The sequence below is a fragment of the Xanthomonas sp. NCPPB 2586 genome (genome assembly GCF_041475775.2).
Taxonomy (GTDB): domain Bacteria; phylum Pseudomonadota; class Gammaproteobacteria; order Xanthomonadales; family Xanthomonadaceae; genus Xanthomonas; species Xanthomonas campestris.
Window position 1 is genome coordinate 2,812,229 of the sequence record NZ_CM192981.1, and the last position, 23,040, is coordinate 2,835,268.

The window sequence follows — 23,040 nt, forward strand, 5'->3', positions numbered from 1 at the left end:
CGTCAACTCATTCGCAGTGTCCTAAAGACCTTCAAGTCGCGGGCGTGTTGGTGTGTTGGATGCACCCGCAATGCCTGCAACGCTGCAATCAACCGACGCAAACGCCAGCGTCGCCGCTCACTTGGCAGTCACTGATCCAGCAGCCGCAACTGCCTGCACCGGCTGTGCAAGCACACGCAATCGTGCACGCAGTCTTTCCACGTTCGCTTCACTCTGTTCCAGATCATCGCGCAGCTCGGCAGACAACTGCTGTCGGCCCAGCGCCTGCAATTGCTTCCAGCCATCGGCCAGGCCGCTACTGGCCTGCGCGACCTGGGCGCGCACACGTTGCTGCTCGTCGGCCTGCGGCAATCCGTAGCCGGGGCCATCGAGAAGCGCCGCCGGGTGACTGAGCCGCGCCTGCCGGGCGAACAGGCGCAGCAGTTGATCCTGCACTGCTGCGCGCTCGGCGATGCCGGGCCGCAACAGGCGCTTGAGCGCATCGCGCGCGATCAGCTCCTGTCGCCGTAATGCGGCCTGCTCCAGCAGTAATGCAGCTGCGGTTTCGCGCAAGCCGCCGCGGTCGAACCACTGCGCGCGTGCGCCAGGCGCGGCATCCAGCCATTGCGCGACACTCATCTGCGGTACCGGGATGCCGCGCCGAAGCACGTCGAACATGGCCTGGTAATGCGCAGCCGCCGATTCGAAGTAATAGCCCTGGCGTGTGGCCTGCGCGCGGTCGTCCAGCACGTGCAGATCGGCAAGGCCGGCGCGCTGCAGCCGCTGGCGCACGCCGCGCGGGGTGATCGATGACATGCCGGCTTCAGCAAGACGCGGCACGCCGTCGTGCAACAACTTGTAGGTTTCCACCGCACAGTTGTTGCTGATGAAGTAATAGCGCCCGTCGTAGCTCCAGTGCACCTGCGCGGCGCGCGTCAGCAACGCGGCGATCTCATCCGGGCGCAACGCCAGCGGCACCGACGACAGGGCACGCAATTCCACTTTGGTGTATTCGTCGATGACCTGGTTCAACGGCAGCACGAACAGCCGCGACGGATACGAGCCGGTCAGCCCGCGCCAGCTGGAGATCTGCACATCGCCGACGAAGGCACGAAACGACAGCACGCGGTGATACTGCAGATCCAGCCGGCATGCCGGCCCTGGCACGCGACCGGGCGCGCAGATCACCAACCGCAACATGCTGTGGCCCCAGCGACTCATCGGCTGCTCGTTGCCTTCGGCAAGCAGATAGTCCACCGCATAGACCCGCGCCGGATCCAACGCCAAAAGCGACATCGCACCGGCATCGTTGTCGGCCTGCAGATACGGCAAGGTCGGCGCGCATGCTGCCGCAGCGTGCGGCGGCCCTAGCCGCTCGGAAAACCAGGCCGCGAGCGCTGGACGGCGGCAGGCGTAGTCCGCATCCAGCACGTAATGCTCGAGATTGACCGCAACAAATTCGGCCGGGCTATGCCGCTCGTAGGCATCGGGACTGCGGTCGCTGAAGCGGTTTGCACCGCGCCCGACCCGCCAGGGACGCACCTGCCAGCCGGCAAGATCGCGCAGGCGTGGGTCGCGCGACAACGTACTGCCCGCTCCACGGTCGCGCACGTGCGCCAATTCATGCACCAACGCCGCCATCGCCGCACGTGTGGCCGGGGCGCTGATGTCAGTGCGTGCGCTGGCGGGCTGCATGCTCCAGGCATCCAACAGCGCATGATCGAGCAGGATGCGATTGCCGATCGCACGACCATGCACCTGCGCCGGCAAATCGCGGCGCCACTGCAATTGAATGGGTGCTGCATCGCGCGTTACCCAGCCCGCCGGCAAGCGTTGTTCAACCTGCTGCAGCAGCGCCTGGCTGGCCGCGCGCTCGGAAGGGGTCAACTCCGATGCGACAACCGACACCTGCAGCACGGGCGAACGCTGCGATTGGGCGTGCGCCGCCGGTGCGATCGCTGCGGCCAGCCACAGCCATGCGCACCGGCGACGACGATTCACTGCGCCAGAATGGACTGAGCCAGTTCCAGGTCGCTGGACACGCGCGCCGCATCGCTGCGACTGCGCAATTGCAGCAATGCCGCTTCAAGCCGCGCACCACGGATGGCGCCATCGCTGGCCACGAAACCGGCCGCATCCTCGCGTGCGTCGGCAACCACCTTGTCGTCGCCGGAACTGCTGCTGTTGGACGAACCGGCCGACGAGGCACCGGCCGAGGTTCCCGCAAGACTGGATGCGGCGGCTGCCAGCGGCAGCAGGGTCAACGCACAAAACACCAGGGAGCGCATCATCGGCGTGTCTATTCCATGTGAGGTGGTGAAGAGACTACCCGGCAGGCGTTGCGCCGGGCACCTCGTCCATGTCGAACAGCTTGCCTGGATTCAGCAAAAGATGGGGGTCGAGCACCTGTTTGATGCCGCGCATCAGCGCGATTTCTGCCGCCGAGCGCGTACTCCACAGGTACGGTTTCTTGACCAGGCCAATGCCGTGCTCGGCCGAGATGCTGCCGTCGAAACGCTGCAGGCTCTGCGCCAGCAACTTGGTGACCTGCTCGCAGGCAGTGATGAAATCTGCCTGGCTGGTGGCATCGGGCTTGAGCACGTTGATATGCAGGTTGCCGTCGCCGATATGGCCAAACCACACCACATCGAAATGCGGGTAAGCATCGTGCAGCAGTGCCTGCGTCTCGGCCAGGAACGCCGGCATCGCCGAGATCCGCACCGACACATCGTTCTTGTAAGGGGTGTAACGCGCCAGCGCCTCAGTGATGCCTTCGCGCAGGCGCCACAGCTGCGCCGCCTGCGCATCGCTCTGGCTGATCACCCCGTCGCTCACCCAGCCCTGCTCCATGCAGGCCTCGAACGCCGCCATCGCCGCCGCTTCCTGCGCCTCATCGCCGGCAGCGAATTCGGTCACCACGTAGTACGGGTGCACCTGCGCAAACGGCGCCTGCGCGCCGTGCGCCAGCACGTGCTCCAGCGCGCGGTCGGTGAAGAATTCGAACGCTTCCAGCCGCAGCTGTGCGCGAAACGCCGCGAACACCTGCATCAACACATCGAACGACGGCAGCGCCAGCAGCATCACGTTGCTCGGCGGCGGCAGGTCGGTCAGCCGCAGGGTTGCTTCGACCACGATACCCAGCGTGCCTTCCGAGCCGATCATCAGATGCCGGAAGTCGTAGCCGCTGGAATTTTTCACCAACGCATTGTTGAGATGCAGCAGCTCGCCGGTGCCGGTGACCACGCTGAGCCCGGCCACCCATTCGCGGGTGTTGCCGTAGCGGATCACGCGGATGCCGCCGGCATTGGTGGCGATGTTGCCGCCGATCGAGCACGAACCACGCGCTGCGAAATCCACCGGGTACACCAGGCCGTGCTCGCGCGCGGCGTTGTGCACCGCTTCCAGCGGCATGCCGGCCTGCACGGTGAGCGTGCGATCCACCGCATCGAAGGCCAGCGGCTTGTTCAACCGCTCCAGGCTCAGCACCAGCTCGCCATTGGCTGCGACCGCGCCACCAGACAAACCGGTACGCCCGCCCGAGGGCACCACCGCCACCGCATGCGTGTTGGCCCAGCGCACCACCGCCTGCACTTCTTCCACCGACCCCGGCAGCGCGATGGCCAGCGGATTGGGCGTCCAGCGGCGCGTCCAGTCACGGCCGTAGTGCTCCAGGTCGGCCGGTCCGGTCTTCAACCGCAGCGCGGGGACGGCCTGTTGCAAGGAGAGGATGCGGGGATCGGTCATGGCACGCAGCGCGGCGGTAGGAACCGCACAGCGTGCCAGCCTGCGCCGGCCCCGTCCAGCCGCATCAACCTGCGTGCGCGCGGCGTTGGATTCAGCTGAAACCGTTGCGGCACAAGGGCTGCGACGTCACACCGCAGGCACGGCGGGTGCCAAATCGCTCACCCCATCTGGCATAGTGGCCGGCCCGATTGCTGCAGTGCGTCCACCATGTCGCCGAAGAAAACCTCGTTTCCCAAGCAGGACATCCGCGTCCTGTTGCTGGAAGGCATCAGCCAGACCGCCGTGGACGTGTTCCGCGCCGCCGGTTACTCGCAGATCGAGCTGCACGCCAAGTCCCTGCCCGAGGACGAACTCAAGGCGCGCATCGCCGAGGCGCACATCGTCGGCATTCGCTCGCGCACCCATTTGAGCGCCGATGTGCTGGCGCACGCCAAGCGACTGATCGCGGTGGGCTGCTTCTGCATCGGCACCAATCAGGTCGACCTGGAGGCGGCGGAACTGGCGGGCATTCCGGTGTTCAACGCGCCCTACTCCAACACCCGCAGCGTGGCCGAACTGGTCATCGCCGAGGCCATCCTGCTGTTGCGCGGCATCCCGCAGAAGAATGCCGAATGTCACCGCGGTGGCTGGTCCAAGTCGGCCGCCGGCAGCCACGAAACCCGCGGCAAGGTGTTGGGCATCGTTGGCTACGGGCACATTGGCACCCAGGTTGGCGTGCTGGCCGAATCGCTAGGCATGCAGGTGATCTTCCACGACATCGAAACCAAGCTGTCGCTGGGCAACGCGCGCGCGGCGATCGACCTGGACGACCTGCTGGCGCGCTCGGACGTGGTGACCCTGCACGTGCCGGAGACCCCGTCCACCAAGGACATGATCGGCGCGGCAGAAATCGCCCGCATGAAGCCCGGCGCGCATCTGATCAATGCCTCGCGCGGCACCGTCATCGACATCGATGCACTGGATGCGGCGCTCACCTCCGGCCAGATCGGCGGCGCGGCCGTGGACGTGTTCCCGATCGAGCCCAAGGGCAATGGCGATGCGTTCGAGTCCCCGTTGATTGCGCACGACAACGTCATCCTGACCCCGCACGTGGGCGGCAGCACGCTGGAAGCACAGGACAATATCGGCGTGGAAGTAGCCGCCAAACTGGTGCGCTACAGCGACAACGGCAGCACCTTGTCGGCGGTGAACTTCCCTGAAGTCACCCTGCCCGAGCACCCCGACAGCCTGCGGCTGCTGCACATCCACCGCAACGTGCCGGGCGTGCTGTCGCAGATCAACGAACTGTTCTCGCGCCACAACCTCAACATCGATGGTCAGTTTTTGCGCACCGACCCCAAGGTGGGCTATGTGGTGATCGACGTCAGCGCCAGCGAGGAGCTGGCGGGCGTGTTGAAGGACGAGCTGGGTCAGATCACCGGCACCTTGCGGACGCGGGTTCTCTACTGACGGGGATTAGGGATTCGGAATTTGGGATCGGGAAGAGTGGCGGCGCTGGCGAGCCCTTTCTCTGACAGGTATCTGGCTTGGATCGATTGCGGTGGCGCAAAAGCGAATGCGCACACCGCCAAAACAAGCGCGTAAGAGCGGATCACGCGACGTACGCGCTTGCGAATCCCCAATCCCCAATCCCGAATCCCAGCCCCTCAGGGCTGCAACTCGCCGCGCAAGCCCTCGCTCAACAGATAGTCGTCGGCCTTCAAATACCACCGCTCCGGGCCGGTGGTGACCGCCTCCATGTACAGGCCGTCGCCATCCTCGCGCGGCGGGCGCTGCAGGCTGACGATCGCCACGCCATGCGGCGGCCCGCTCAACGCCAGCAGCGCCCGTTGCACGGTACGCGCCAGTTCGGCCGAGTCCATCCGGTCGTCGACCGGGCGGAACGCCAAGCGGTAAGTGAACGAAGCAGCGGTGCGGGACATGGGCATGGACAGGCAACGGGCGCCCAAGGGTACCCAATCCCGCCATGCCCGCCCAGCCAACGGACGCTCGGCGCCCGCGCAAGCCGGCCCGGCAACGCCCGTCGCCGGCGCATCAGCTGCCGCCGTGCGCCATCCACTTCTCGGCCATGCGACGCATCGACGGATCCAGCTCCGGGTCGGCCAGCAGCTCGGCGATCGGGCGCCACGCCAAAGCGAGCGATTCTTCGCTGACCTGGAAGGTCTCGTCAGCGCCGGCGACCACCACGTAGCGGGCGTCGTAATGCCAGTGGCCGGCCACCTCGCCACGGGCCGGGATCCAGTGCCGGTCCAGATCGAACAGCAGGCCGTCGGCCAGGGTCAGGCCGTTGAGGCCGGATTCCTCCTGTGCTTCGCGCAGTGCCACCTGAGCCAGATCGCGGTCGCCATCGGCGTGGCCGCCCAGCTGCAGCCAGCGCTGCAGCTTGCGGTGATGGGTCAGCAGCGTGCGGGTGCCATCGGCACCGACCACCCACGCCGAGCCGGTGAAGTGACCTTCGACACGCTCGCGCACGAACGGATCGGTGGCATCGTCCAGGAGTTGCTCGAACTGGTCGGCCACCTCGGACTCGTTCGGCCAGCGGGCGCGGTAGACCGTCAGTTGCTGCCGCAGGGGTGCATCCACCATCTATTGTTCCCGGTTGTCATGGACCAGCGACCATTATCGCCATTCATGCTGCGTACGCGCTTGTCGTGAGCGTGTAGCTTTGGCAAGGTAGGCCGCTTGCCTGTCCCATCGGGATGCGGCGCACACTTCGCCCAGGCGCGCGCGCCTTCGTTCTGCCACTTAGGATGTACCGAATGCTGAAGTCTCTGTTGAGGGTCAAACCGATCGAGCCCGCCGGACGTGTGGATGCGGGCGAACCGGTCGAAGGCAGCCTGCAGGGCGAAGCGACGCTGCAACGGACCCTCACCGCCAAGCACCTGATCATGCTCGGCATCGGCGCGGTGATCGGCGCAGGCATCTTTGTGATGACCGGCCAGGCGGCTGCCAACCATGCTGGGCCAGCGGTGATGCTGTCGTTTGTCTTCGCGGGTATCGCCTGCACGTTTGCCGGCCTGTGTTACGCCGAGTTCGCGGCAATGATGCCGGTCTCCGGAAGTGCTTACTCGTATTCCTACGCGACGCTTGGAGAAGGCATCGCCTGGTTCATTGGCTGGTGCCTGGTGCTGGAATATCTGTTCGCAGGGTCAAGCGTCGCGGTGGCGTGGTCTGCCTATCTGATCAGCTTCATCACCGGCACGCTGGGTCTTCCGTTCCCCACAGAGCTGACCAACGCCCCGCTTGCCTGGATCAATGGCGAATTCGTGGCGTCTGGCAACATCCTCAACCTGCCTGCCGTGCTCATCGTGGCTGCGGTGAGTGGGTTGTGCTATGTCGGCATTACCCAGTCGGCCTTCATCAACGCAATTGTCGTGGCGATCAAGATCGCAGTGATCTGTCTGTTTGTTGGCTTCGGCGCGGCATATATCGACCCGGCCAACTGGCATCCTTTCATTCCCGAAAATACCGCCCCAGGCGTATTTGGCTGGAGCGGCGTATTCCGCGCTGCCTCGATCGTGTTCTTTGCCTACATTGGCTTCGATGCGGTATCGACCTCGGCTGGAGAAACCAAGGACCCGCAACGCAACATGCCGATCGGCATCCTCGGCTCGCTGGCGGTGTGCACCATCATCTACATCATCGTGTGTGCAGTGCTGACAGGTTTGATGCCATATACCCAGCTTGGCACTGCCAAGCCGGTGGCCACTGCGCTGGAAGCGCACCCGCAACTGACTTGGCTCAAGACTGCGGTGGAGATCGGCGCGATCGCCGGCCTGTCCTCGGTGGTGCTGGTGATGCTGATGGCACAGCCGCGCATCTTCTACACCATGGCCAAGGATGGGTTGATGCCCAAACTGTTCGGCAAGGTGCACCCGAAATTCCACACGCCATATGTCGGCACCGTGATCGTGGGGGTGGTCGCCGCATCACTGGCGGGGTTGATCCCGCTCAGCGTGCTGGGTGAACTGGTGTCGATGGGCACCCTGCTCGCCTTCGCCACCGTGTGCGCCGGCGTAATGGTGCTGCGTTTCACCAAGCCCGAGCTGGAGCGTCCGTTCCGTGTACCGCTGGCAATGATAGTTTGTCCGTTGGGTACGCTTGCGTGCCTGGCCCTGTTCTTCCAGGCCTTCCAGGAACACTGGAAGGTGTTCGTGGGCTGGACCGTGATCGGCCTGGTCATCTATTTCGGCTACGGCATCCACCATAGCCGTCTGGCTCGCAAGGCCTGACCCTTTCAAGACCGGCGTTCGCGCCGGTCTTCTCGTTCAACGATCGCGCGCAGCGCCAAGCCGGAACCGCTCCATGTTCAAACAACTTTGGGCCACCAAACACCCGCACGCCAGCCATGAGGCGGCCGACGGGCTGGGCCTGCAACGCGCGCTCGGTCCCTGGGGGCTGACCGCCCTGGGCATCGGCGCGGTGATCGGCGGCGGCATCTTCGTGATCACCGGCCAGGCCGCGGCCGACCATGCCGGCCCGGCGATCGTGCTGTCGTTCGTGCTCGCGGCGATCTGCTGCGCGTTCTGCGCCATGGCCTACGCCGAATTTGCGGCGATGGTGCCAGTCTCCGGCAGCGCCTACACCTATACCTACGCCACCTTCGGCGAGCTGGCGGCCTGGTTCATCGGCTGGATGCTGGTGCTGGAATACGGCGTCTCTGCCTCGGCGGTCGCGGTCAGCTGGACCGGATATTTCCTCAGTCTGCTGGAACACTTCGGCATCCATTTGCCGGCCGCCCTGGTCAGCGCACCGCTGGACGGCAAGCTGCAGCGCACCGGCGCGATCGCCAACCTGCCCGCCGCCGGCATCGTGTTGTTGCTGACCTGGCTGTGCTATGTCGGCATCCGCAAGTCGTCGGCGATGAACATGGCGATGGTGATCCTCAAAACCGGGCTGATCATCCTGGTCATTGCGGCGGGCTGGAAGTACGTGGACCCGGCCAACTGGCATCCCTTCATCCCCGCCAACGAAGCACCGGGCAAGTACGGCATGGAAGGTGTGCTGCGTGGCGCGGCGATGGTGTTCTTCGCCTACATCGGCTTCGAGGCGGTGTCGGTGGCGGCGCAGGAATCGCACCGTCCGCAACGCGATCTGCCGATCGGCATGATGCTGTCGCTGGTGATCTGCACCGTGCTCTACATCGCCATGGCCGCGGTGATGACCGGCCTGGTGCCGTTCACCCAGCTGGGCACCGATGAGCCGGTAGTGACCGCAGTGGCCGCGCATCCGCAGCTGGCCTGGTTGCGCGTGGTGGTGGAAGTGGGTGCGCTGATCGGGCTGTCGTCGGTGGTGCTGGTGATGATCATCGGGCAGCCGCGCATCTTCATGATCATTGCGCGCGATGGCCTGCTGCCGGAGGTGTTCACGCGCATCCATCCCAAGTACCGCACGCCGCACATCAATACCGTCATCACTGGCGTGGGCATCGCCATACTGGCGGCCGTCTTCCCGCTGGATGTGCTGGGCGAGCTGACCTCGATGGGCACGCTGATCGCCTTCGCCGCCGTGTGTGCGGGCGTGCTGATCCTGCGCCGCACCCATCCGGAACTGCCGCGTCCGTTCCGCATGCCGGCCGCGTGGCTGATCTGCAGCGCCGGTGCGCTCAGCTGCCTGGCCTTGCTGTCGGCGATGACGCTGCACAACTGGATGCTGATGGGGCTATGGACCCTGGTCGGGCTGGTGGTCTATTTCGGCTACGGCTATCGCCACAGCCGCCTGCGCGAGGGCCGCTGAGCACGCGCGCGGGCCAGCAGGGACTGACAAAACGGCTGCGCGCCCCCTAGGGGAGCGGGCGATCTGAGCCTTCGTTGCAGGGCGGCTGATTTGTGGCTTGGCCTCCAAGGCTCTGATCTGCGGCGTTGCTGCAAGGACCCTGGCCCGCCCACCATCGCAGGACACTTCGCGAGGATGTCCCCGTCGGCTCTTACGCGGCATCCATGCCGCGTCATTTCCCGCGGTGCTGTGCGGGCAAGGACCGGTCGAGATGGTCGACGTGCATAGCAAAGCGCCCTACGTGATGCACGTTTTTTGATGCTGGTGCTGGTTCGACATCCGACACAGGTGCGACAAGCGGCTGTTCATGCGGCCACCGACCAACCGTCTGGTGCGGTGTCCTCGCCGCTTGCGGGACCGTGTGGCGGCATGGATGCGGCCACCGAGCCCCCAGGGACGGGTTCACGGCGTGTCCCGCGAGCGGTGAGGGCACCGCGCGCCCGACCCACTCAGCGTTTGACACGGGCTTCTGACTGAACCCAAAAAGAGACAACGAACAAAACCACTGCGCTCACTGCCAGACGCACGCTCGTTACATTCCGTCAGCCATTCGCGATCCGAGCGCGGCAGGAACAGCCCCTGCTGCGCTGCACCTGACCCTAATCCGGTGGGGCAGTAGAATAGGCGCATGAATGCGACCACTGCCCCCCTGCCCTATAGCGCCGCCCGTTTGCACGAGCTGGCGCAGCTGTTGATCGGCAATATCCGTGAGCTGGCCCAGGCCGGCTGGACGCCTGCCACCAGCAGTAATTTTTCCCATCGCCTGGACGAGCAGCACGCGGCCATCACCGTCTCCGGACGCGACAAGGGCCGCCTGGTCGAAGAAGACATCATGGTGGTGGACTTCGATGGCCAGCCCGTGGGCCGCCCGTTGCGCCCGTCTGCCGAAACCCTGTTGCACACCCAGCTGTATCGCCGGTTCCCGGAGATTGGCTGCGTGTTGCACACGCATTCGCCGGTGCAGACGATTGCCTCCCGCCTGTATGCAGGCAGCGGCGTGATCCGCCTGGAAGGCTATGAACTGCTCAAGGCCTTCGAGGGAAATACCACCCACGAAACCGCGGTGGATGTGCCGGTGTTCGCCAACACCCAGGACATGCAGGTGCTGGCCGCGCAGGTCGAGGCCTTGCTGGACAAACAGAGCATGTGGGGGTATCTCATCGAAGGACACGGCCTGTATGCCTGGGGCCGCAACATGGCCGAGGCACGCCGTCATCTGGAGGCATTCGAATTCCTGCTGCATTGCGAACTCGAGCTGCTCAAGCTGCGCAGTCCGCGCTAAGCCCTCCCCGCCCCACGTGTGAGCCAGACCGCCATGAGCCGACTGCGTATTTTTGCCGATTCCAACCCGACCACCCCGCACTTCGACAGCCGCGACGGTGAGCAGATCGCCACCGAGCTGCGCAAGATTGGTGTCACCTTCGAGCGCTGGCACGCCAGCCAGCCGGTCGAACCGGGTGCATCGCCCGAACAGGTGATGGCCGCCTACCGCGCCGACATCGACCGCATCAGCGCCGAGCGCGGCTTCAAGACCGTGGACGTGGTGAGCATCGCGCCAGACAACCCCAAGCGCGAAGAAATGCGTGCCAAGTTCCTGGATGAGCACTTCCACAAGGAAGACGAGGTGCGCTTCTTCGTGGCCGGCTACGGGTTGTTCACGCTGCACGTGGACGCGCAGGTCTACGAGATCGAATGCGTCAAAGATGATCTGATTGCGGTGCCGGACAGCACGTTGCATTGGTTCGACATGGGCCCGGAGCCGCACTTCGTGGCAATCCGTTTCTTCACCGAGCCGGACGGTTGGGTCGGCCACTTCACCGGCACCGAAATCGCCAAACAATTCCCCCGCTACGCCCCCGAGAAACCTCCAAAGGCCAGCTGACGATGACACGACCGCAAGCGATCCTCACCGATATCGAAGGCACCACCAGCAGCATCTCTTTCGTCAAGGACGTGCTGTTCCCGTATGCGCGCCGCGCCATGCCCGCTTACGTGCGCGAGCACGGCGGGCACCCGCAGGTGCGGCACTGGCTCAATCAGGTGGCCGACGAGATCGGCGAAGACGTGCCGGACGAGGTGCTGATCACCACCTTGCAGACCTGGATCGACGAAGACCGCAAGCACACCGCGCTCAAGGCCCTGCAGGGCATGATCTGGGAGGACGGCTACCGCACCGCCGATTTCAGCGCGCATATCTATACAGACGCGGCGATCCAGCTGCAGGCCTGGCATGCCGAAGGCATTCCGCTGTACGTGTATTCGTCCGGTTCGGTGCCGGCGCAGAAGCTGTTCTTCGCACATAGCGATGCCGGCGACCTGAGCGGCCTGGTGAGCGACTGGTTCGACACCGAGGTGGGCCCCAAGCGCGAGAGTTCCAGCTACCGCCGCATCGCCGAACGCATCGGCGTGCCGGCGCCGGAGATCCTGTTCCTGTCTGACGTGATCGAGGAACTGGATGCTGCCAAGCGCGCCGGCATGCGCACCGCGCTGCTCGACCGCCTGGAGGATTACCCCACCCCGCGTTCGGCGGACGATGTGGGCAGCCACCAGCGCGTGGAAAGCTTCACGCAGTTGGTGCTGTAACTGGCCACGCGCCATCGCTTCGGTTGATGGCGCGGTTTTGTTGGCGTGGGCGGCACCGTGAGTGTGCGGAAGCTGGGGTGACGGTGCGCCTGTTGATCACGGCGAGCGTGTCCACAGCAGATTGCTGGCTTGTATTGACTGCAGAGCGCAGCTGCAGGCGCCCTTGGCGGCTCGGTAAGTTGAGTCGACAACACGGCCGCTCATGCAAGCCAGCATGACGCCCGCCTACCGCAACGCCAGTGTGCGGCCCCTTCGCGTTGGATCACCGATCAGCTACATACGACGCCAGCCGCCTCGGCTTGTTATCCGCCTGCGCAAGCGCTACATCTGCATCTTTCCGGTCCTGGCGTCCTCCATGTTGCAGTCATCCCGATCCGGTCCGCCTGCCCTGTTGCGCCGGTTGCTGCTGCTGACCGCACTGGTGGCCCTGGTTGCCGGCTGCCACCCGGATGCCGGCGCGGCGCTACCGGCGCAGCAAGACGCCAGCGACGCGCAGGTCGATCCGGTAGACCAGGCGGCGCTCGCCAGCGCGCTCAAAACGTTGGCGCCGCAACGCCCAGGCATCACCGATCTATACGTGGTGGGCTTTGCCGGCGATGCCAGCGACGACGTGTTTCGCAACGAAACGCTCTACCTCAAGCAGCTGTTCGAGCAACGCTTCGACGCCCGTGGCCGCGTGATCACGCTGGTGAATCACCCGGACAATCTCGGCGAGCGCCCGTACGCACCGCTGGCCACCTACGACAATCTCTACGACACGCTCGCGGCGATCGGCAAGCGCATGGACCGCAAGGAAGACGCGCTGCTGCTGTTCGTCACCACGCACGGCACCGAAGACCACACGCTGTATGTGCAGGTGGACCAGAACGAAGAAGATTTCATCAGCCCGCAGGATCTGCGCAAGGCACTGGACGATGCCGGCATCGACAACCGTGTCATCGTGCTGTCGGCGTGTTATTCGGGCGGCTTCATTCCCGCGTTGCGCTCTGCCACCACGCTGGTGCTCACCGCGGCACGTGCCGACCGCCCCTCCTTCGGCTGCGGCAACACCTCCAACGCCACCTACTTCGGCCAGGCCTGGTTGATCGATGCGATGAACCAGGTGGCCGACCCAGTGGCGGCGTTCGAAGCAGCCAAGGTGGCGATCACTACGCGCGAAAAAGAGGACGGCGAGCTGCCGTCATTGCCGCAGCAGTCGGTCGGCAAAAATATCGGGGCCGTGCTGGCGCGCTGGCGTGCCGGGTTCCAGCTGGGGCCGGCGCTGGCATATCCATACCTGCCAGTCGTTGCCGAAGCCGCGGATGACGCGGTTGCCGATCAGGGCGATAACCCCGCCGACACCAAAGACGCTGCGCCCTCCACGCGCCCACAACCCACGGCAGCGCCGCAACCGAAGCGTCCGTGATGCGCTAAAGGTTGCGACTAATTCTCATTACGTCACCGGCGGCCGCGCATCTTTAGACTTGCCGGGCCAGCCAGCGACACGCCAGCCAGCACCGATCCCCGCCAGCGCGCCCATCGCCTGCCAGCCCGGATCCAGACGCCTCCCTCGTGGAGGCGTTCGCGTTTGTGGGGTGCGCCCTGCGCGCCGAACTCAGGGCGTGGCGCGCTCCAGGCGATAGGTGGTGCGCGCGCTTTGCACGCCGGTAGGCAAGGTGGCACGCACCTCGACGGTATGCGCGCCGACCTCCAGCGTGGTCGGCAATGCGCCGCGCCATAGATGCGTGGACGGCGTGGCCTCCGGTGAGCGGTCGTACCCCCGCAGCTGCTCGGCCACATCGTCGCGCGTGTTCTCGGCGAGCACGCGTGGATCGGGCCGCTCCACCCGCTTCATCGGCTGCCAGGCGCCGCCGTCGATGCGCATCTCCACCGGCGTTTGCGCATCGCCCATGAACACGTTTGCGTACACGCCCCAGGCCGCATACGCGCCTTGCCGCAGCACCTTGGGTGCACTCAGCAGCAGTTGCGCATCCTCCGGCGCACGCGCGGCGTGATACGCCAGCGTGTAGTCGCCACTCGGCGCTACCTGCAGCACCGCATAACCGTTCGGGGTGCCATCGCTCATGGTGGCATCGGGAATGCCGTCGGCGTCCTTGACCCCGGACCAGAACGCGCCGCAGGCCGCGCCTACGTTGTATTCGTGCAGCGGACGCGCACCCTGCCAGCCTTCATCGGCGCCGTGCGCCACCTGCCGCTGCGTGTGGCTGTGCGCGCTCAGCACCAGCACATGCGGGAAGTCCTTGAGCAACGCAAACAGGCGACGCCGATCGGCATGGCGAAACGTCTCCTGCCCGGGCGCGGCATCGAACAACGGGATATGCAGGCCCAACACCACCAGGCGCTCGCGCGGCAGCTGCGCCAGGTAGGCCTGCAGAAAGGCGAATTGATCCTCGCGCAGGCCGCCGACGTACGCCGGCTTGGCGCCCGGCGTATAGATCACATCGTCCAGAAACACGAAGCTCGCGTTGGCCTCCTCCACCGCGTAGGTGTCCGGGCCATAGATCGCACGCCAGCTGTCCAGCGACTGCAGGTCATCGCGCGCATCGAAGTTGAGGTCGTGGTTGCCCGGCACATGGAACCACGGCACGCCCAGCTGCGTGGTGACCTTGTTCAAGGCCGGGTACAGGCTCAGATCGTCGCTGACGATATCGCCCAGCGTGGTGCCCAGGCGCGCGGGGACCTTGCCGACGATGGGCGCGACGATATCGCGGCGGTAGTAGTCCACATCGGCCAGGCTGGCAGTCTGGCTGTCGGCAAACACCAGTATCTGGAAGCCGCTTGCCTGCGCGGCGACGCGCGGGGTCAGTGCGAAATCCCGGTTGCGGGTGTTGGTGCCTGTGGCAGCGATGCCGCTGTATTTGCGCTTGGGCGAGCCCTTGGGCGCGTAATGGCGCCAGAACCCGGGCAAGCCATCGGCATCGGGAACGAAACTGCGATCGCCCGGCTTGATCACAAAGACGGTCTGGCCCTCGCGCACCGGCAGACGGTAGCGGCCCTGCGCATCGGTGCGCACCAGCTGCTGCCCATTGGAGACGATGACATCGGCAAGACCAGGCTCATCACGGCCCCGCCCCGGCCTGCCGTCGCGCTCTTCGAACACCACGCCATCGACCACGACATCGCGCGCATGCGCAGTGCCTGCGAGCAGGCCCAGGGCCAGGAGAGCAAAACGAAGCTGCATGGGTGTTCCCGCGATAACCAGCCGTAATTGTAGCGGGGCCTGCTGGGCCACCGCAGTGTCGGGTGGGTAGGTCATCACGACGCGTGGGGGTGTCTGCGCGATGAGATGTCGGATCCGCAGTGCGTAGGAGCGCGCTTGCGCACGATGAGGCGTTATCGGTAACGCCCATCGCGCGCAAGCGCGCTCCTACGACGTGCATTAGCTACCACGCGAATCACCTTGTGCCGGGATTTCCAACAGCGCCATTGCATTGACCAGGCCCAGCCGCGCGCGTCAATGAGATGCAGTGCACAGCGACGAGGAGCTGAGTGCAATCAGATCTGCGGCAGCCCAGCTCTACGTAGGAGCGCGCTCGCGCGCGATGAGGCGTTATCGGTAACGCCCATCGCGCGCAAGCGCGCTCCTACGGGGTGCACTAGCTATCACGCGAATCACCTTGTGCCGCGATTCCGGCGACGCCATTGCATCGCACAAGCCTAGCGGTGCGCAGCAACAAGAGGCGCTGCGCAGCGACGATGCGACTGGCTGCGATAAGGTCTGTGGCAGTCCCGCTTTGCGTAGGAGCGCGCTTGCGCGCGACGAGGCGTTATCGATAAAACCCATCGCGCGCAAGCGCGCTCCTACGAGGTGCGCTGGTGAGCGATTACGTGTGCCGCGATTCCAGCAGCGCCACTGCATCGCCCAGGCCCAGCCCGCGTGCGCGCAGCAGCACGATCAGGTGGTACAGCAGGTCGGCGGATTCGCCCAGCAACTCGGCGTCGCCCTGCACTACGCCGGCCAGCGCGGTTTCCACGCCCTCCTCGCCCACCTTCTGCGCAATGCGGCGGATGCCTTGCTCAAACAGCTTGGTGGTGTAGCTGCCATGCGGGCGCTCGTGCTCGCGCTCGGCGATCAAGGCGTCCAGGCTGCCGAGGAACTGGCTGGGCGCGGTGGGGAAGCAACTGGTGCGGCCCAGGTGGCAGGTCGGGCCGTGCGGACGTGCCTGCACCAGCAAGGTGTCCGCATCGCAATCGGTTTCGATCGCGACCACGCGCAGCACATTTCCCGAGCTCTCGCCTTTGGTCCAGAGGCGCTGCTTGCTGCGGCTGAAAAAAGTGACCTCGCCACGCGCACGCGTCACCGCAAGCGCCTCGGCGTTCATGTAGCCCAGCATCAGCACGCGCAGGTTGTCGGCGTCCTGCACGATCACAGGCAGCAAGCCGTCGCCCTTGTTCCAGTCCAGCGCATCGAGCGCATCGCCCGCGGCCGTAGTTTCACTGCCCATCACGTACCTCGATCTGTTGCGCACGCAGGAAGCGCTTGAGTTCCGGAATCGGAATCGCGCCGCTATGGAAGACACTGGCCGCCAGCGCACCATCGGCGTCGGCCTGGTCGAACACGTCGGCGAAGTGCTGCATCTCGCCAGCGCCGCCGGAGGCAATCAGCGGTACCCGGCACAACGCGCGCACCTGGCGCAGCTGCGCAATATCGTAGCCATGCCGGACCCCGTCGTTATCCATGCAATTGAGCACGATCTCGCCCGCACCCAGTCGCTGCGCCTCGGCCACCCAGTCCAGCGTGCGCATCGGCAGCGCCTGGGTCTTGCTTGGGTCGCCGGTGTAGCGGCGGACGCGCCACTGCCCGTCCTCTTCGCGGATCGAGTCGATGCCGACCACCACGCATTGCACGCCAAAGGCGTCGGCCAGCTCGGAGATCAGCTGCGGCCGCCCCAATGCCGGCGAGTTGATGGAGATCTTGTCGGCGCCGGCATGCAGCACCGCACGCGCGGTTTCTACATCGCGGATGCCGCCGGCCACGCAGAACGGGATGTCGATCAGGCGCGCAACGCGCTCGACCCACGCATAGTCCACCGAACGCCCTTCCGGGCTGGCGCCAATGTCGTAGAACACTAACTCGTCCGCGCCCTGGTCGCGGTAGCGCATCGCCAACTCGACGATGTCGCCCATGTCGATGTGGTCGCGGAACTTGACGCCCTTGACCACGCGGCCATCGCGCACGTCCAGGCAGGGAATGATGCGACGGCTCAGCATGCCAGTGCGTCCTTCAGATCCAGATGACCTTCCAGCAGCGCCTTGCCGAGCACGATGCCGGCACACCCAGCCGCCTTGGCCGCGGCCACGTCGGCCAGATTGCGCGCGCCACCGGAGACCTGCACCTGCAACTGCGGCGCCAGTGCGCGCAGATGCGCATACAAGCCCATGTTGGGGCCGGACAGCATGCCGTCACGCGCGATGTCGGTGCACAACAGATGCTGCAGACCGGCCTGCGCGTACTGCGTGGCCAGTTGATCCAGCGTGGCCTCGGCGGTTTCGGTCCAGCCATGCACCGGCAGTTGCCATACGCCCGCTGCGTCCTGGCGTGTGTCCAGCGCGATGGTCAGCCGATCGGTGCCGAATTCCTGCAGCCAGCCGATCACCGTGGCGCTGTCGCGCACGGCCAGCGAGCCCACCACTACACGCGCCGCGCCGGCATCGAGAATGCGCGCCACATCCTCGCGCGAGCGCACACCGCCACCGGTCTGCACCTGCAGGCCGGTCTGACGGCTAATCTGACCGAGCAGCGCGGCCAAGGTGTAGCCGCCGGCCTTGGCCGCATCCAGATCCACCAGATGCATCCACTGCGCACCGGCGTCGGCAAACGCCTGCGCACGCGGCAGCACATCGTCGCCGTAGCGGGTTTCGCGGGCGTAATCGCCTTGCAGCAGCCGCACCACGCGGCCGTCGCGGATGTCCAGCGCGGGGTAAACGGTGAAACTCATGGGAAGCTCATCTCAAGAAAATTGCGCAGGATGCGCGCGCCGGTGTCGGCGGAACGCTCGGGGTGGAATTGCGCGCCGCACCGCAAGCCGCTCTGCACCACCGCGGTGAACAGCCCGCCGTGGTCGCAGGCGGCCACGGTGTCGGCGGTGACTGGCGCGGCATAGCCATGCACGAAATAGGCGCTGGCACGCTCCGGCAATCCAGCAAGCAGCGCGGAGTCACGCATCGGCACCAGCTGGTTCCAGCCCATGTGCGGTACGCGAATGCCAAGCGCCGGCGTCATGTGCCGCACGATGCCCGGCAGCATTCCCAGACAAACCACGTCGCCTTCTTCGGAATGCTCGAACAACAGCTGCATGCCCAGGCAAATACCGATCAGCGGCACCTGCAATTGCTGCAGCGGTTCAATCAGGCCCTGCGCACGCAGGCGCGCCATGGCCTCCGGCGCTGCGCCCACGCCCGGCAGGATGACGCGCTCGGCGCCCTGCAGGCCCTGCGCATCACGCACCACGCGCGCTTCCACGCCCAGGCGCTCGAGCGCATAGCGCACCGAGCCCAGATTGGCACCGCCGGCGTCGATGAGCGCGAGATCGGTCATAGCGCCCCCTTGGTGGATGGCAACGCGGTGCCCTCGCGGCGGATCGCCTGGCGCAGTGCACGCGCCAATGCCTTGAAGCAGCCTTCCACCTTGTGGTGATCGTTCTCGCCGCGCACTTGCAGATGCAAATTCAATCCGGATGCATCGCACACCGAACGGAAGAAGTGCGGCACCAGCTCGGTGGGCATGTCGCCAACGCGCTCGCGTTTGAAGTCGCCGTCGAACACGAAGTATGGCCGGCCGCTGAAATCCAGCGCAGCACTGGCGATGGTTTCGTCCATCGGCAAGGTAAAGCCGTGCTGTGTGGTGTCGCCCGCTACGCGCCATGGGCTGTCGTCCGGATCAAAGCCATAGCGGCCAATACCGCGCTTGTCGCCCAAGGCTTCGCGCAAGGCCTGCCCCAGCGCCAAGCCGGTGTCTTCGATGGTGTGGTGCTCATCGATGTGCAGGTCGCCTTCAGCGCGGATATCCAGCGCAAACCCGCCGTGCTTGCCGATCTGCTCCAGCATGTGATCGAAGAACGGCAGCCCGGTGGCGGTGTGCGGTTCGGCCACGCGATCCAGGTCGAGCTCCACGCGGATGCGGGTTTCCTTGGTATTGCGCTGGACCACCGCGCGGCGCGGGGCATCGGCCAGTTCGTGTGCGATGCCGGCCCAGTCCCAATCGCCGCCGAACTGCTCGGTGCGCAGCTGGAACCCGCGGATGTTGAGGTTCTGCGCGAACTGGATGTCGGTGATGCGGTCGCCCACCATCGCCGAACGGCTCCAGTCGATGGTGCGGTCCTGCAGGTACGGCACCATCAGGCCAACGCCCGGCTTGCGCGTCGGCGCGTTGTCGGCCGGCCAGCTGCAGTCGATCAGCACTTCGCGGAACACGATGCCCTGGCTGGCGAAGATCTGCAGCATCAGGTTGTTGGGGCCGTCGAAGGATGCCTGCGGATAGCTTTCGCTGCCCAGACCGTCCTGGTTGCTGACGATGACGAACTGGTAGCCGGCATCGCGCAGCTTGAGCATGGCCGGAATCACGCCTTCGACGAAGCGCAGCTTTTCGTAGGCGTCGATCTGGAAATCGGCCGGCTCGGTAATCAGCGTGCCATCGCGGTCGACGAAAAGAATCGGGGTCATGCGGCCTCCTGCTTGCGCTGCAACGCGCCCAGCACACGGTCGTTCTGTTCGGGCGTGCCGATGGTGATGCGCAGTGCATCGGACAGGCGCGGCACCGCGCGTTGATCACGCACCACCACACCTGCTTCGAGCAGCGCCTGGAACGCTGCTTCGGCGTCGTCGAAACGCACCAGCAGGAAGTTGCCCTGCGAGGGGTAGACCTGGCGCACGCCGGCCACCTGCACCAGCGCGGCATGCAGGCGTGCGCGCTCGGCACGGATCTCGGTCACCCGCCGCTGCGTCACTGCCAGCGCAGGTGCAGACAAGGCCTGCTCGGCCATCACCGCGCATGGCGTGGGTACCGGATACGGCGCCTGGCAACGGCGCAACAACGCGATCAGCTCGGCATTGGCGATCAGGCTGCCGATGCGCGCAGCCGCCAGCGCGTGCGCCTTGGACAAGGTGCGCAACACCGCCAGATTGTCGTAGCGCGCAAGCAGGCCAATGGCCGAGGGCACATCGGAGAACTCGCCATAAGCTTCATCCACCACCACCACCGCCTTGCCCTGCAGCGCCTGCAAGGCAACCTCGATCTCGGCCAGCGGGATCGCCGAACCGGCCGGATTGGACGGCGAGCACAGGAACACCAGCTTGGCCTTGGCATCCAGCGCGGCCTGCACGATCGCCGGCACATCGGCATGGAAACCCTCAGCCCCATCCACCAGCGGCACTTCGACCAGCGGCGCATTCTGCAGACGTGCGCACACCGCATACATGCCGAACACCGGTGGCGTGACCACCACCGCATCGCGCTCGGGCACGCACAGGCCACGCACCAGCAGATCGATGGCCTCGTCGCTACCGCGGCCGATCAGCAATTGCTCGGGCGCACAGCCGTACAGCTGCGCCAGCGCCGCACGCAGGCCCTTGGGTTGCGGATCAGGATAGCGACGCGTGCTGGCGTCGGGATCGGCCGGATTCCCCCAGGCCGACTCGTTGGCGTTGAGCCACACATCGCCTTGCAATGCACTCGTGCGCGCCGACGCATAACCTGCAAATGCGCGCAGATCGTCGCGCACCAGATCCATTACCGATGCCGTGCTCATGCGGCCACTCCCATGCGCAGCGCCACCGCGTTGGCGTGCGCGTCCAGGCCCTCGGCGCGCGCCAGAATCACTGCGCATGCGCCGATTCCATCGATACCCGCCTTGCTCGCCGCCTGTACGCTCACCATGTTCTGGAAGCTGGCCACGCTCACGCCGCTATAGGCACGCGCCGCACCGCTGGTCGGCAACACGTGGTTGGTGCCGCTGCAGTAATCGCCCAGTGCTTCGGGCGTGTAGTCGCCGAGGAACACCGAGCCGGCGGCTTCCACCTGCGCGAGCCACGCACGCGGCTCGCGCAATGCCAGGATCAGGTGCTCCGGTGCATAGCGGTTGCTGATCTCGAACGCCTCCGGCAGCGTCGCCACCTTGATCAACCGCGACTGCGCCAACGCCTGGCGCGCGATGTCGGCGCGCGAGAGTTGCGCCAGTTGCAGGTCCAGTTGCTCCTGCACTGCGGCAATCAATGCATCGCTGTCGGACAACAGCAGCACCTGCGAATCCGGGCCATGTTCGGCCTGCGACAACAGATCGGCCGCGACAAATGCCGGTTGCGCGCCGGCATCGGCAATCACCAGCACCTCGGACGGGCCGGCCGGCATGTCGATCGCGGCCGCGCCGGATTGCGCCACCTGCTGCTTGGCTTCGGTAACGAAGCTATTACCGGGGCCAAACAATTTGTCGCAGCTCGGAATGGAGTCGGTGCCGTAGGCCATCGCTGCAATCGCCTGCGCGCCACCGAGCTTGAACACGCGGCGCACGCCGGTGAGTTGCGCGGCCACCAGCACCGCCGGGTCGACACTGCCATCCTTGCGCGGTGGCGTGCACAGCACCACTTCGCGGCAGCCAGCCAGCCGCGCCGGCACGCCCAGCATCAAGGCGGTGGACGGCAACGGCGCGCTGCCGGCCGGCACGTACAAGCCCACGCGGCCGATCGGGCGCACGATCTTTTCGCAGACCACGCCAGGTGCGGTTTCCACCGCGTAGCCTTCGCTCATGCCGGCGCGGTGAAAGGTGTCGATGCGCGCCACGGCGTCCTGCATCGCCTGGCGCAGTTCCGGCGCGATGGCGGCGTCTGCCGCGGCAAATTCGGCCTCGCTGACCGCAAAGCTGTCCAGCGTGACGCCGTCGAAGCGTGCGGTGATCTCGCGCAGCGCCACATCGCCGCGTGCACGCACATCGGCGATCAGGGTGGCGACCGCCTTGCGTGTCTGCGTGGCGACGGTCTGCACCGGGCGCGTCAACGCCTGGGTGCGTGCGTCTGCACTGAGTTCGGTCCAATCAAGCGTGTTCATGCGAGCGAGCGCTCCACCGTCAATACCATCAAGCCTTGCGCACCTGCGCGTTCCAGTTCTTCCAGGCGCTGCCAGGTCACCGCGCCATGGCACATGGTCTGCAGGCGCAACGCGCCATTGCCATCGTCGGGCAGCTGCACCAGCGGGTCGGCATCCGGCAGCAAGCGGCGCAGCGCATCTACGTTGCCCTGCTCGGCGCGGAACATCAGCAGTTTGCTGTCGCGCAGCTTGAGCACGCCATCCATGCGCCGCAGCAGCATCGCCAGCAACGCCGCGCGCGCATCGGCCGGCTCGCGCACGGCACCAGCCAGCACCGCCTCGCTTTCCATCACCAGCTCGACCGGCTTGAGCTGGTTGGCGGCCAGCGTCGCGCCGCTGGAGACCAGGTCGCAGATCAGATCGGCCGTGCCCAGGCGCGGCGCGATTTCCACCGAGCCGGAGAGCTCGACCACCGATGCGTCGATGCCCTGGCGCTCCAGCCAATCGGCCAGGATCGCCGGGTAGCTGGTGGCGATGCGCTTGCCCGCCAGCTGCGCCACGCCCTGCCATTCCCACTCTTCCGGCACCGCCAGCATCAGCCGGCACTGGCCGAAACCGACGCCGCGCACGGCGTGATACGCGGCCGGCAGGCCAGCGCGACGCCGCGCCGATGCCTGCTCGTCCAACTCGTTCTGGCCGACGATGCCCAGGTCGCAGACGCCATCGGCGATCAGGCCCGGGATGTCGTCGTCGCGCACCAGCAACAGGTCCACCGGCAGCGATTCGCCGTAGCAGAACAATTTGTCGCGGCTCTGCCGCCAGCTCAGCCCGCAGGCGGCCAGCAGGCTGCGCGCCGGCTCGGCCAGGCGGCCGTTTTTCTGGATGGCAATGCGCAACCGGTCACGTGCCGGTGCTGCCGTGGAAGCACTCATCTTGTTCTC

General features: G+C 65.9%; 21 protein-coding genes. 7 read left to right on the top strand and 14 right to left on the bottom strand.

Annotated elements, in window-relative coordinates; translation table 11 throughout:
* Window positions 1-117: 117 nt before the first annotated feature.
* Genes ACCQ09_RS11985 through ACCQ09_RS11995 form a run of 3 tightly spaced genes read right to left on the bottom strand, consistent with a single transcriptional unit; the run spans window position 118 to window position 3,723 of the window.
* Window positions 118-1,980, bottom strand: a complete 1,863-nt coding sequence (locus ACCQ09_RS11985; protein WP_040941383.1) for a DUF7844 domain-containing protein — start codon at window positions 1,978-1,980, stop codon at window positions 118-120.
* Window positions 1,977-2,270: a DUF2388 domain-containing protein gene (locus ACCQ09_RS11990; protein ID WP_011036997.1), complete on the bottom strand. Its 294-nt coding sequence runs from the start codon at window positions 2,268-2,270 to the stop codon at window positions 1,977-1,979. The genes ACCQ09_RS11985 and ACCQ09_RS11990 overlap by 4 nt, the downstream gene beginning before the upstream one ends.
* 34 nt (window positions 2,271-2,304) lie before the next feature.
* On the bottom strand, window positions 2,305-3,723 hold the full coding sequence (locus tag ACCQ09_RS11995; RefSeq protein ID WP_040941384.1) for a D-2-hydroxyglutarate dehydrogenase: 1,419 nt from the start codon (window positions 3,721-3,723) through the stop codon (window positions 2,305-2,307).
* 207 nt (window positions 3,724-3,930) lie between these two features.
* Between ACCQ09_RS11995 and serA the strand changes: the two genes are divergently transcribed.
* Window positions 3,931-5,172 carry a phosphoglycerate dehydrogenase gene (serA, locus tag ACCQ09_RS12000; protein ID WP_040941385.1) on the top strand — a complete coding sequence of 414 codons (1,242 nt, stop codon included), beginning with the start codon at window positions 3,931-3,933 and terminating at the stop codon, window positions 5,170-5,172.
* 197 nt (window positions 5,173-5,369) lie between these two features.
* Here the strand turns inward: serA and ACCQ09_RS12005 are convergent, their stop codons facing one another.
* Complete coding sequence (locus tag ACCQ09_RS12005) at window positions 5,370-5,651, bottom strand: hypothetical protein (protein WP_011036994.1); 282 nt, start codon at window positions 5,649-5,651, stop codon at window positions 5,370-5,372.
* Window positions 5,652-5,757: 106 nt separating this feature from the next.
* The gene (locus ACCQ09_RS12010) at window positions 5,758-6,309 is read right to left on the bottom strand and encodes an NUDIX hydrolase (protein ID WP_012438273.1); all 552 of its coding nucleotides are present in this window, start codon (window positions 6,307-6,309) and stop codon (window positions 5,758-5,760) included.
* Window positions 6,310-6,482: 173 nt separating this feature from the next.
* Here ACCQ09_RS12010 and ACCQ09_RS12015 point away from each other — a divergent pair, with 173 nt between their 5' ends.
* The 6 genes from ACCQ09_RS12015 to ACCQ09_RS12040 all read left to right on the top strand — a co-directional run bounded on the left by ACCQ09_RS12015 (window position 6,483) and on the right by ACCQ09_RS12040 (window position 13,486).
* The gene (locus ACCQ09_RS12015; protein ID WP_016944570.1) at window positions 6,483-7,955 is read left to right on the top strand and encodes an amino acid permease; all 1,473 of its coding nucleotides are present in this window, start codon (window positions 6,483-6,485) and stop codon (window positions 7,953-7,955) included.
* A 73-nt stretch (window positions 7,956-8,028) separates the two neighbouring features.
* On the top strand, window positions 8,029-9,459 hold the full coding sequence (locus tag ACCQ09_RS12020; protein ID WP_040941386.1) for an amino acid permease: 1,431 nt from the start codon (window positions 8,029-8,031) through the stop codon (window positions 9,457-9,459).
* 667 nt (window positions 9,460-10,126) lie between these two features.
* Window positions 10,127-10,780, top strand: coding sequence for a methylthioribulose 1-phosphate dehydratase (locus ACCQ09_RS12025; RefSeq protein WP_011036990.1), 654 nt, complete (start codon window positions 10,127-10,129; stop codon window positions 10,778-10,780).
* 33 nt (window positions 10,781-10,813) lie between these two features.
* The gene (locus ACCQ09_RS12030; protein WP_040942323.1) at window positions 10,814-11,380 is read left to right on the top strand and encodes a 1,2-dihydroxy-3-keto-5-methylthiopentene dioxygenase; all 567 of its coding nucleotides are present in this window, start codon (window positions 10,814-10,816) and stop codon (window positions 11,378-11,380) included.
* Between the two features lie 2 nt (window positions 11,381-11,382).
* On the top strand, window positions 11,383-12,081 hold the full coding sequence (mtnC, locus tag ACCQ09_RS12035) for an acireductone synthase (RefSeq protein WP_011036988.1): 699 nt from the start codon (window positions 11,383-11,385) through the stop codon (window positions 12,079-12,081).
* A 355-nt stretch (window positions 12,082-12,436) separates the two neighbouring features.
* A complete protein-coding gene (locus ACCQ09_RS12040) occupies window positions 12,437-13,486 on the top strand; it encodes a C13 family peptidase (protein ID WP_040941387.1) in 1,050 nt (349 codons plus the stop codon).
* A 189-nt stretch (window positions 13,487-13,675) separates the two neighbouring features.
* On the opposite strand, the gene ACCQ09_RS12045 is transcribed toward ACCQ09_RS12040, so the two are convergent.
* From ACCQ09_RS12045 to hisG, 9 genes are all read right to left on the bottom strand, one after another.
* A complete protein-coding gene (locus ACCQ09_RS12045) occupies window positions 13,676-15,262 on the bottom strand; it encodes a calcineurin-like phosphoesterase C-terminal domain-containing protein (RefSeq protein ID WP_040941388.1) in 1,587 nt (528 codons plus the stop codon).
* A gap of 643 nt (window positions 15,263-15,905) precedes the next feature.
* Complete coding sequence (gene hisIE, locus ACCQ09_RS12050) at window positions 15,906-16,526, bottom strand: bifunctional phosphoribosyl-AMP cyclohydrolase/phosphoribosyl-ATP diphosphatase HisIE (RefSeq protein WP_012438267.1); 621 nt, start codon at window positions 16,524-16,526, stop codon at window positions 15,906-15,908.
* A complete protein-coding gene (gene hisF, locus ACCQ09_RS12055; protein ID WP_011036984.1) occupies window positions 16,516-17,292 on the bottom strand; it encodes an imidazole glycerol phosphate synthase subunit HisF in 777 nt (258 codons plus the stop codon). Before hisF ends, hisIE begins: the two co-directional genes overlap by 11 nt.
* The gene (gene hisA / locus ACCQ09_RS12060; RefSeq protein ID WP_011036983.1) at window positions 17,286-18,020 is read right to left on the bottom strand and encodes a 1-(5-phosphoribosyl)-5-[(5-phosphoribosylamino)methylideneamino]imidazole-4-carboxamide isomerase; all 735 of its coding nucleotides are present in this window, start codon (window positions 18,018-18,020) and stop codon (window positions 17,286-17,288) included. The genes hisF and hisA overlap by 7 nt, the downstream gene beginning before the upstream one ends.
* Window positions 18,017-18,619 (bottom strand): imidazole glycerol phosphate synthase subunit HisH, encoded by a 603-nt coding sequence (gene hisH, locus ACCQ09_RS12065; protein ID WP_012438265.1) that lies wholly within the window; start codon window positions 18,617-18,619, stop codon window positions 18,017-18,019. Before hisH ends, hisA begins: the two co-directional genes overlap by 4 nt.
* Complete coding sequence (hisB, locus tag ACCQ09_RS12070; RefSeq protein ID WP_228427905.1) at window positions 18,616-19,743, bottom strand: bifunctional histidinol-phosphatase/imidazoleglycerol-phosphate dehydratase HisB; 1,128 nt, start codon at window positions 19,741-19,743, stop codon at window positions 18,616-18,618. Before hisB ends, hisH begins: the two co-directional genes overlap by 4 nt.
* Complete coding sequence (gene hisC / locus ACCQ09_RS12075) at window positions 19,740-20,828, bottom strand: histidinol-phosphate transaminase (protein ID WP_227972152.1); 1,089 nt, start codon at window positions 20,826-20,828, stop codon at window positions 19,740-19,742. Before hisC ends, hisB begins: the two co-directional genes overlap by 4 nt.
* Window positions 20,825-22,120: a histidinol dehydrogenase gene (gene hisD, locus ACCQ09_RS12080; RefSeq protein WP_228427904.1), complete on the bottom strand. Its 1,296-nt coding sequence runs from the start codon at window positions 22,118-22,120 to the stop codon at window positions 20,825-20,827. Before hisD ends, hisC begins: the two co-directional genes overlap by 4 nt.
* Entirely contained in the window at window positions 22,117-23,031 is a 915-nt protein-coding gene (gene hisG / locus ACCQ09_RS12085) for an ATP phosphoribosyltransferase (RefSeq protein WP_012438261.1), read from the bottom strand. Before hisG ends, hisD begins: the two co-directional genes overlap by 4 nt.
* Window positions 23,032-23,040 lie beyond the last annotated feature (9 nt).

Excerpts from the sequence above, each read along its gene's own strand:
- ACCQ09_RS12005 (WP_011036994.1), bottom strand. The coding sequence starts at position 5,651 with ATGCCCATGTCCCGCACCGCTGCTTCGTTCACTTACCGCTTGGCGTTC.
- hisIE (WP_012438267.1), bottom strand. The coding sequence starts at position 16,526 with ATGGGCAGTGAAACTACGGCCGCGGGCGATGCGCTCGATGCGCTGGAC.
- serA (WP_040941385.1), top strand. The coding sequence starts at position 3,931 with ATGTCGCCGAAGAAAACCTCGTTTCCCAAGCAGGACATCCGCGTCCTG.
- ACCQ09_RS12025 (WP_011036990.1), top strand. The coding sequence starts at position 10,127 with ATGAATGCGACCACTGCCCCCCTGCCCTATAGCGCCGCCCGTTTGCAC.
- ACCQ09_RS12040 (WP_040941387.1), top strand. The coding sequence starts at position 12,437 with ATGTTGCAGTCATCCCGATCCGGTCCGCCTGCCCTGTTGCGCCGGTTG.
- ACCQ09_RS11995 (WP_040941384.1), bottom strand. The coding sequence starts at position 3,723 with ATGACCGATCCCCGCATCCTCTCCTTGCAACAGGCCGTCCCCGCGCTG.
- ACCQ09_RS12015 (WP_016944570.1), top strand. The coding sequence starts at position 6,483 with ATGCTGAAGTCTCTGTTGAGGGTCAAACCGATCGAGCCCGCCGGACGT.
- ACCQ09_RS12010 (WP_012438273.1), bottom strand. The coding sequence starts at position 6,309 with ATGGTGGATGCACCCCTGCGGCAGCAACTGACGGTCTACCGCGCCCGC.
- hisF (WP_011036984.1), bottom strand. The coding sequence starts at position 17,292 with ATGCTGAGCCGTCGCATCATTCCCTGCCTGGACGTGCGCGATGGCCGC.
- hisA (WP_011036983.1), bottom strand. The coding sequence starts at position 18,020 with ATGAGTTTCACCGTTTACCCCGCGCTGGACATCCGCGACGGCCGCGTG.
- hisG (WP_012438261.1), bottom strand. The coding sequence starts at position 23,031 with ATGAGTGCTTCCACGGCAGCACCGGCACGTGACCGGTTGCGCATTGCC.
- hisH (WP_012438265.1), bottom strand. The coding sequence starts at position 18,619 with ATGACCGATCTCGCGCTCATCGACGCCGGCGGTGCCAATCTGGGCTCG.
- ACCQ09_RS12030 (WP_040942323.1), top strand. The coding sequence starts at position 10,814 with ATGAGCCGACTGCGTATTTTTGCCGATTCCAACCCGACCACCCCGCAC.
- ACCQ09_RS12045 (WP_040941388.1), bottom strand. The coding sequence starts at position 15,262 with ATGCAGCTTCGTTTTGCTCTCCTGGCCCTGGGCCTGCTCGCAGGCACT.
- ACCQ09_RS11990 (WP_011036997.1), bottom strand. The coding sequence starts at position 2,270 with ATGATGCGCTCCCTGGTGTTTTGTGCGTTGACCCTGCTGCCGCTGGCA.
- mtnC (WP_011036988.1), top strand. The coding sequence starts at position 11,383 with ATGACACGACCGCAAGCGATCCTCACCGATATCGAAGGCACCACCAGC.
- hisD (WP_228427904.1), bottom strand. The coding sequence starts at position 22,120 with ATGAACACGCTTGATTGGACCGAACTCAGTGCAGACGCACGCACCCAG.
- hisB (WP_228427905.1), bottom strand. The coding sequence starts at position 19,743 with ATGACCCCGATTCTTTTCGTCGACCGCGATGGCACGCTGATTACCGAG.
- hisC (WP_227972152.1), bottom strand. The coding sequence starts at position 20,828 with ATGAGCACGGCATCGGTAATGGATCTGGTGCGCGACGATCTGCGCGCA.
- ACCQ09_RS12020 (WP_040941386.1), top strand. The coding sequence starts at position 8,029 with ATGTTCAAACAACTTTGGGCCACCAAACACCCGCACGCCAGCCATGAG.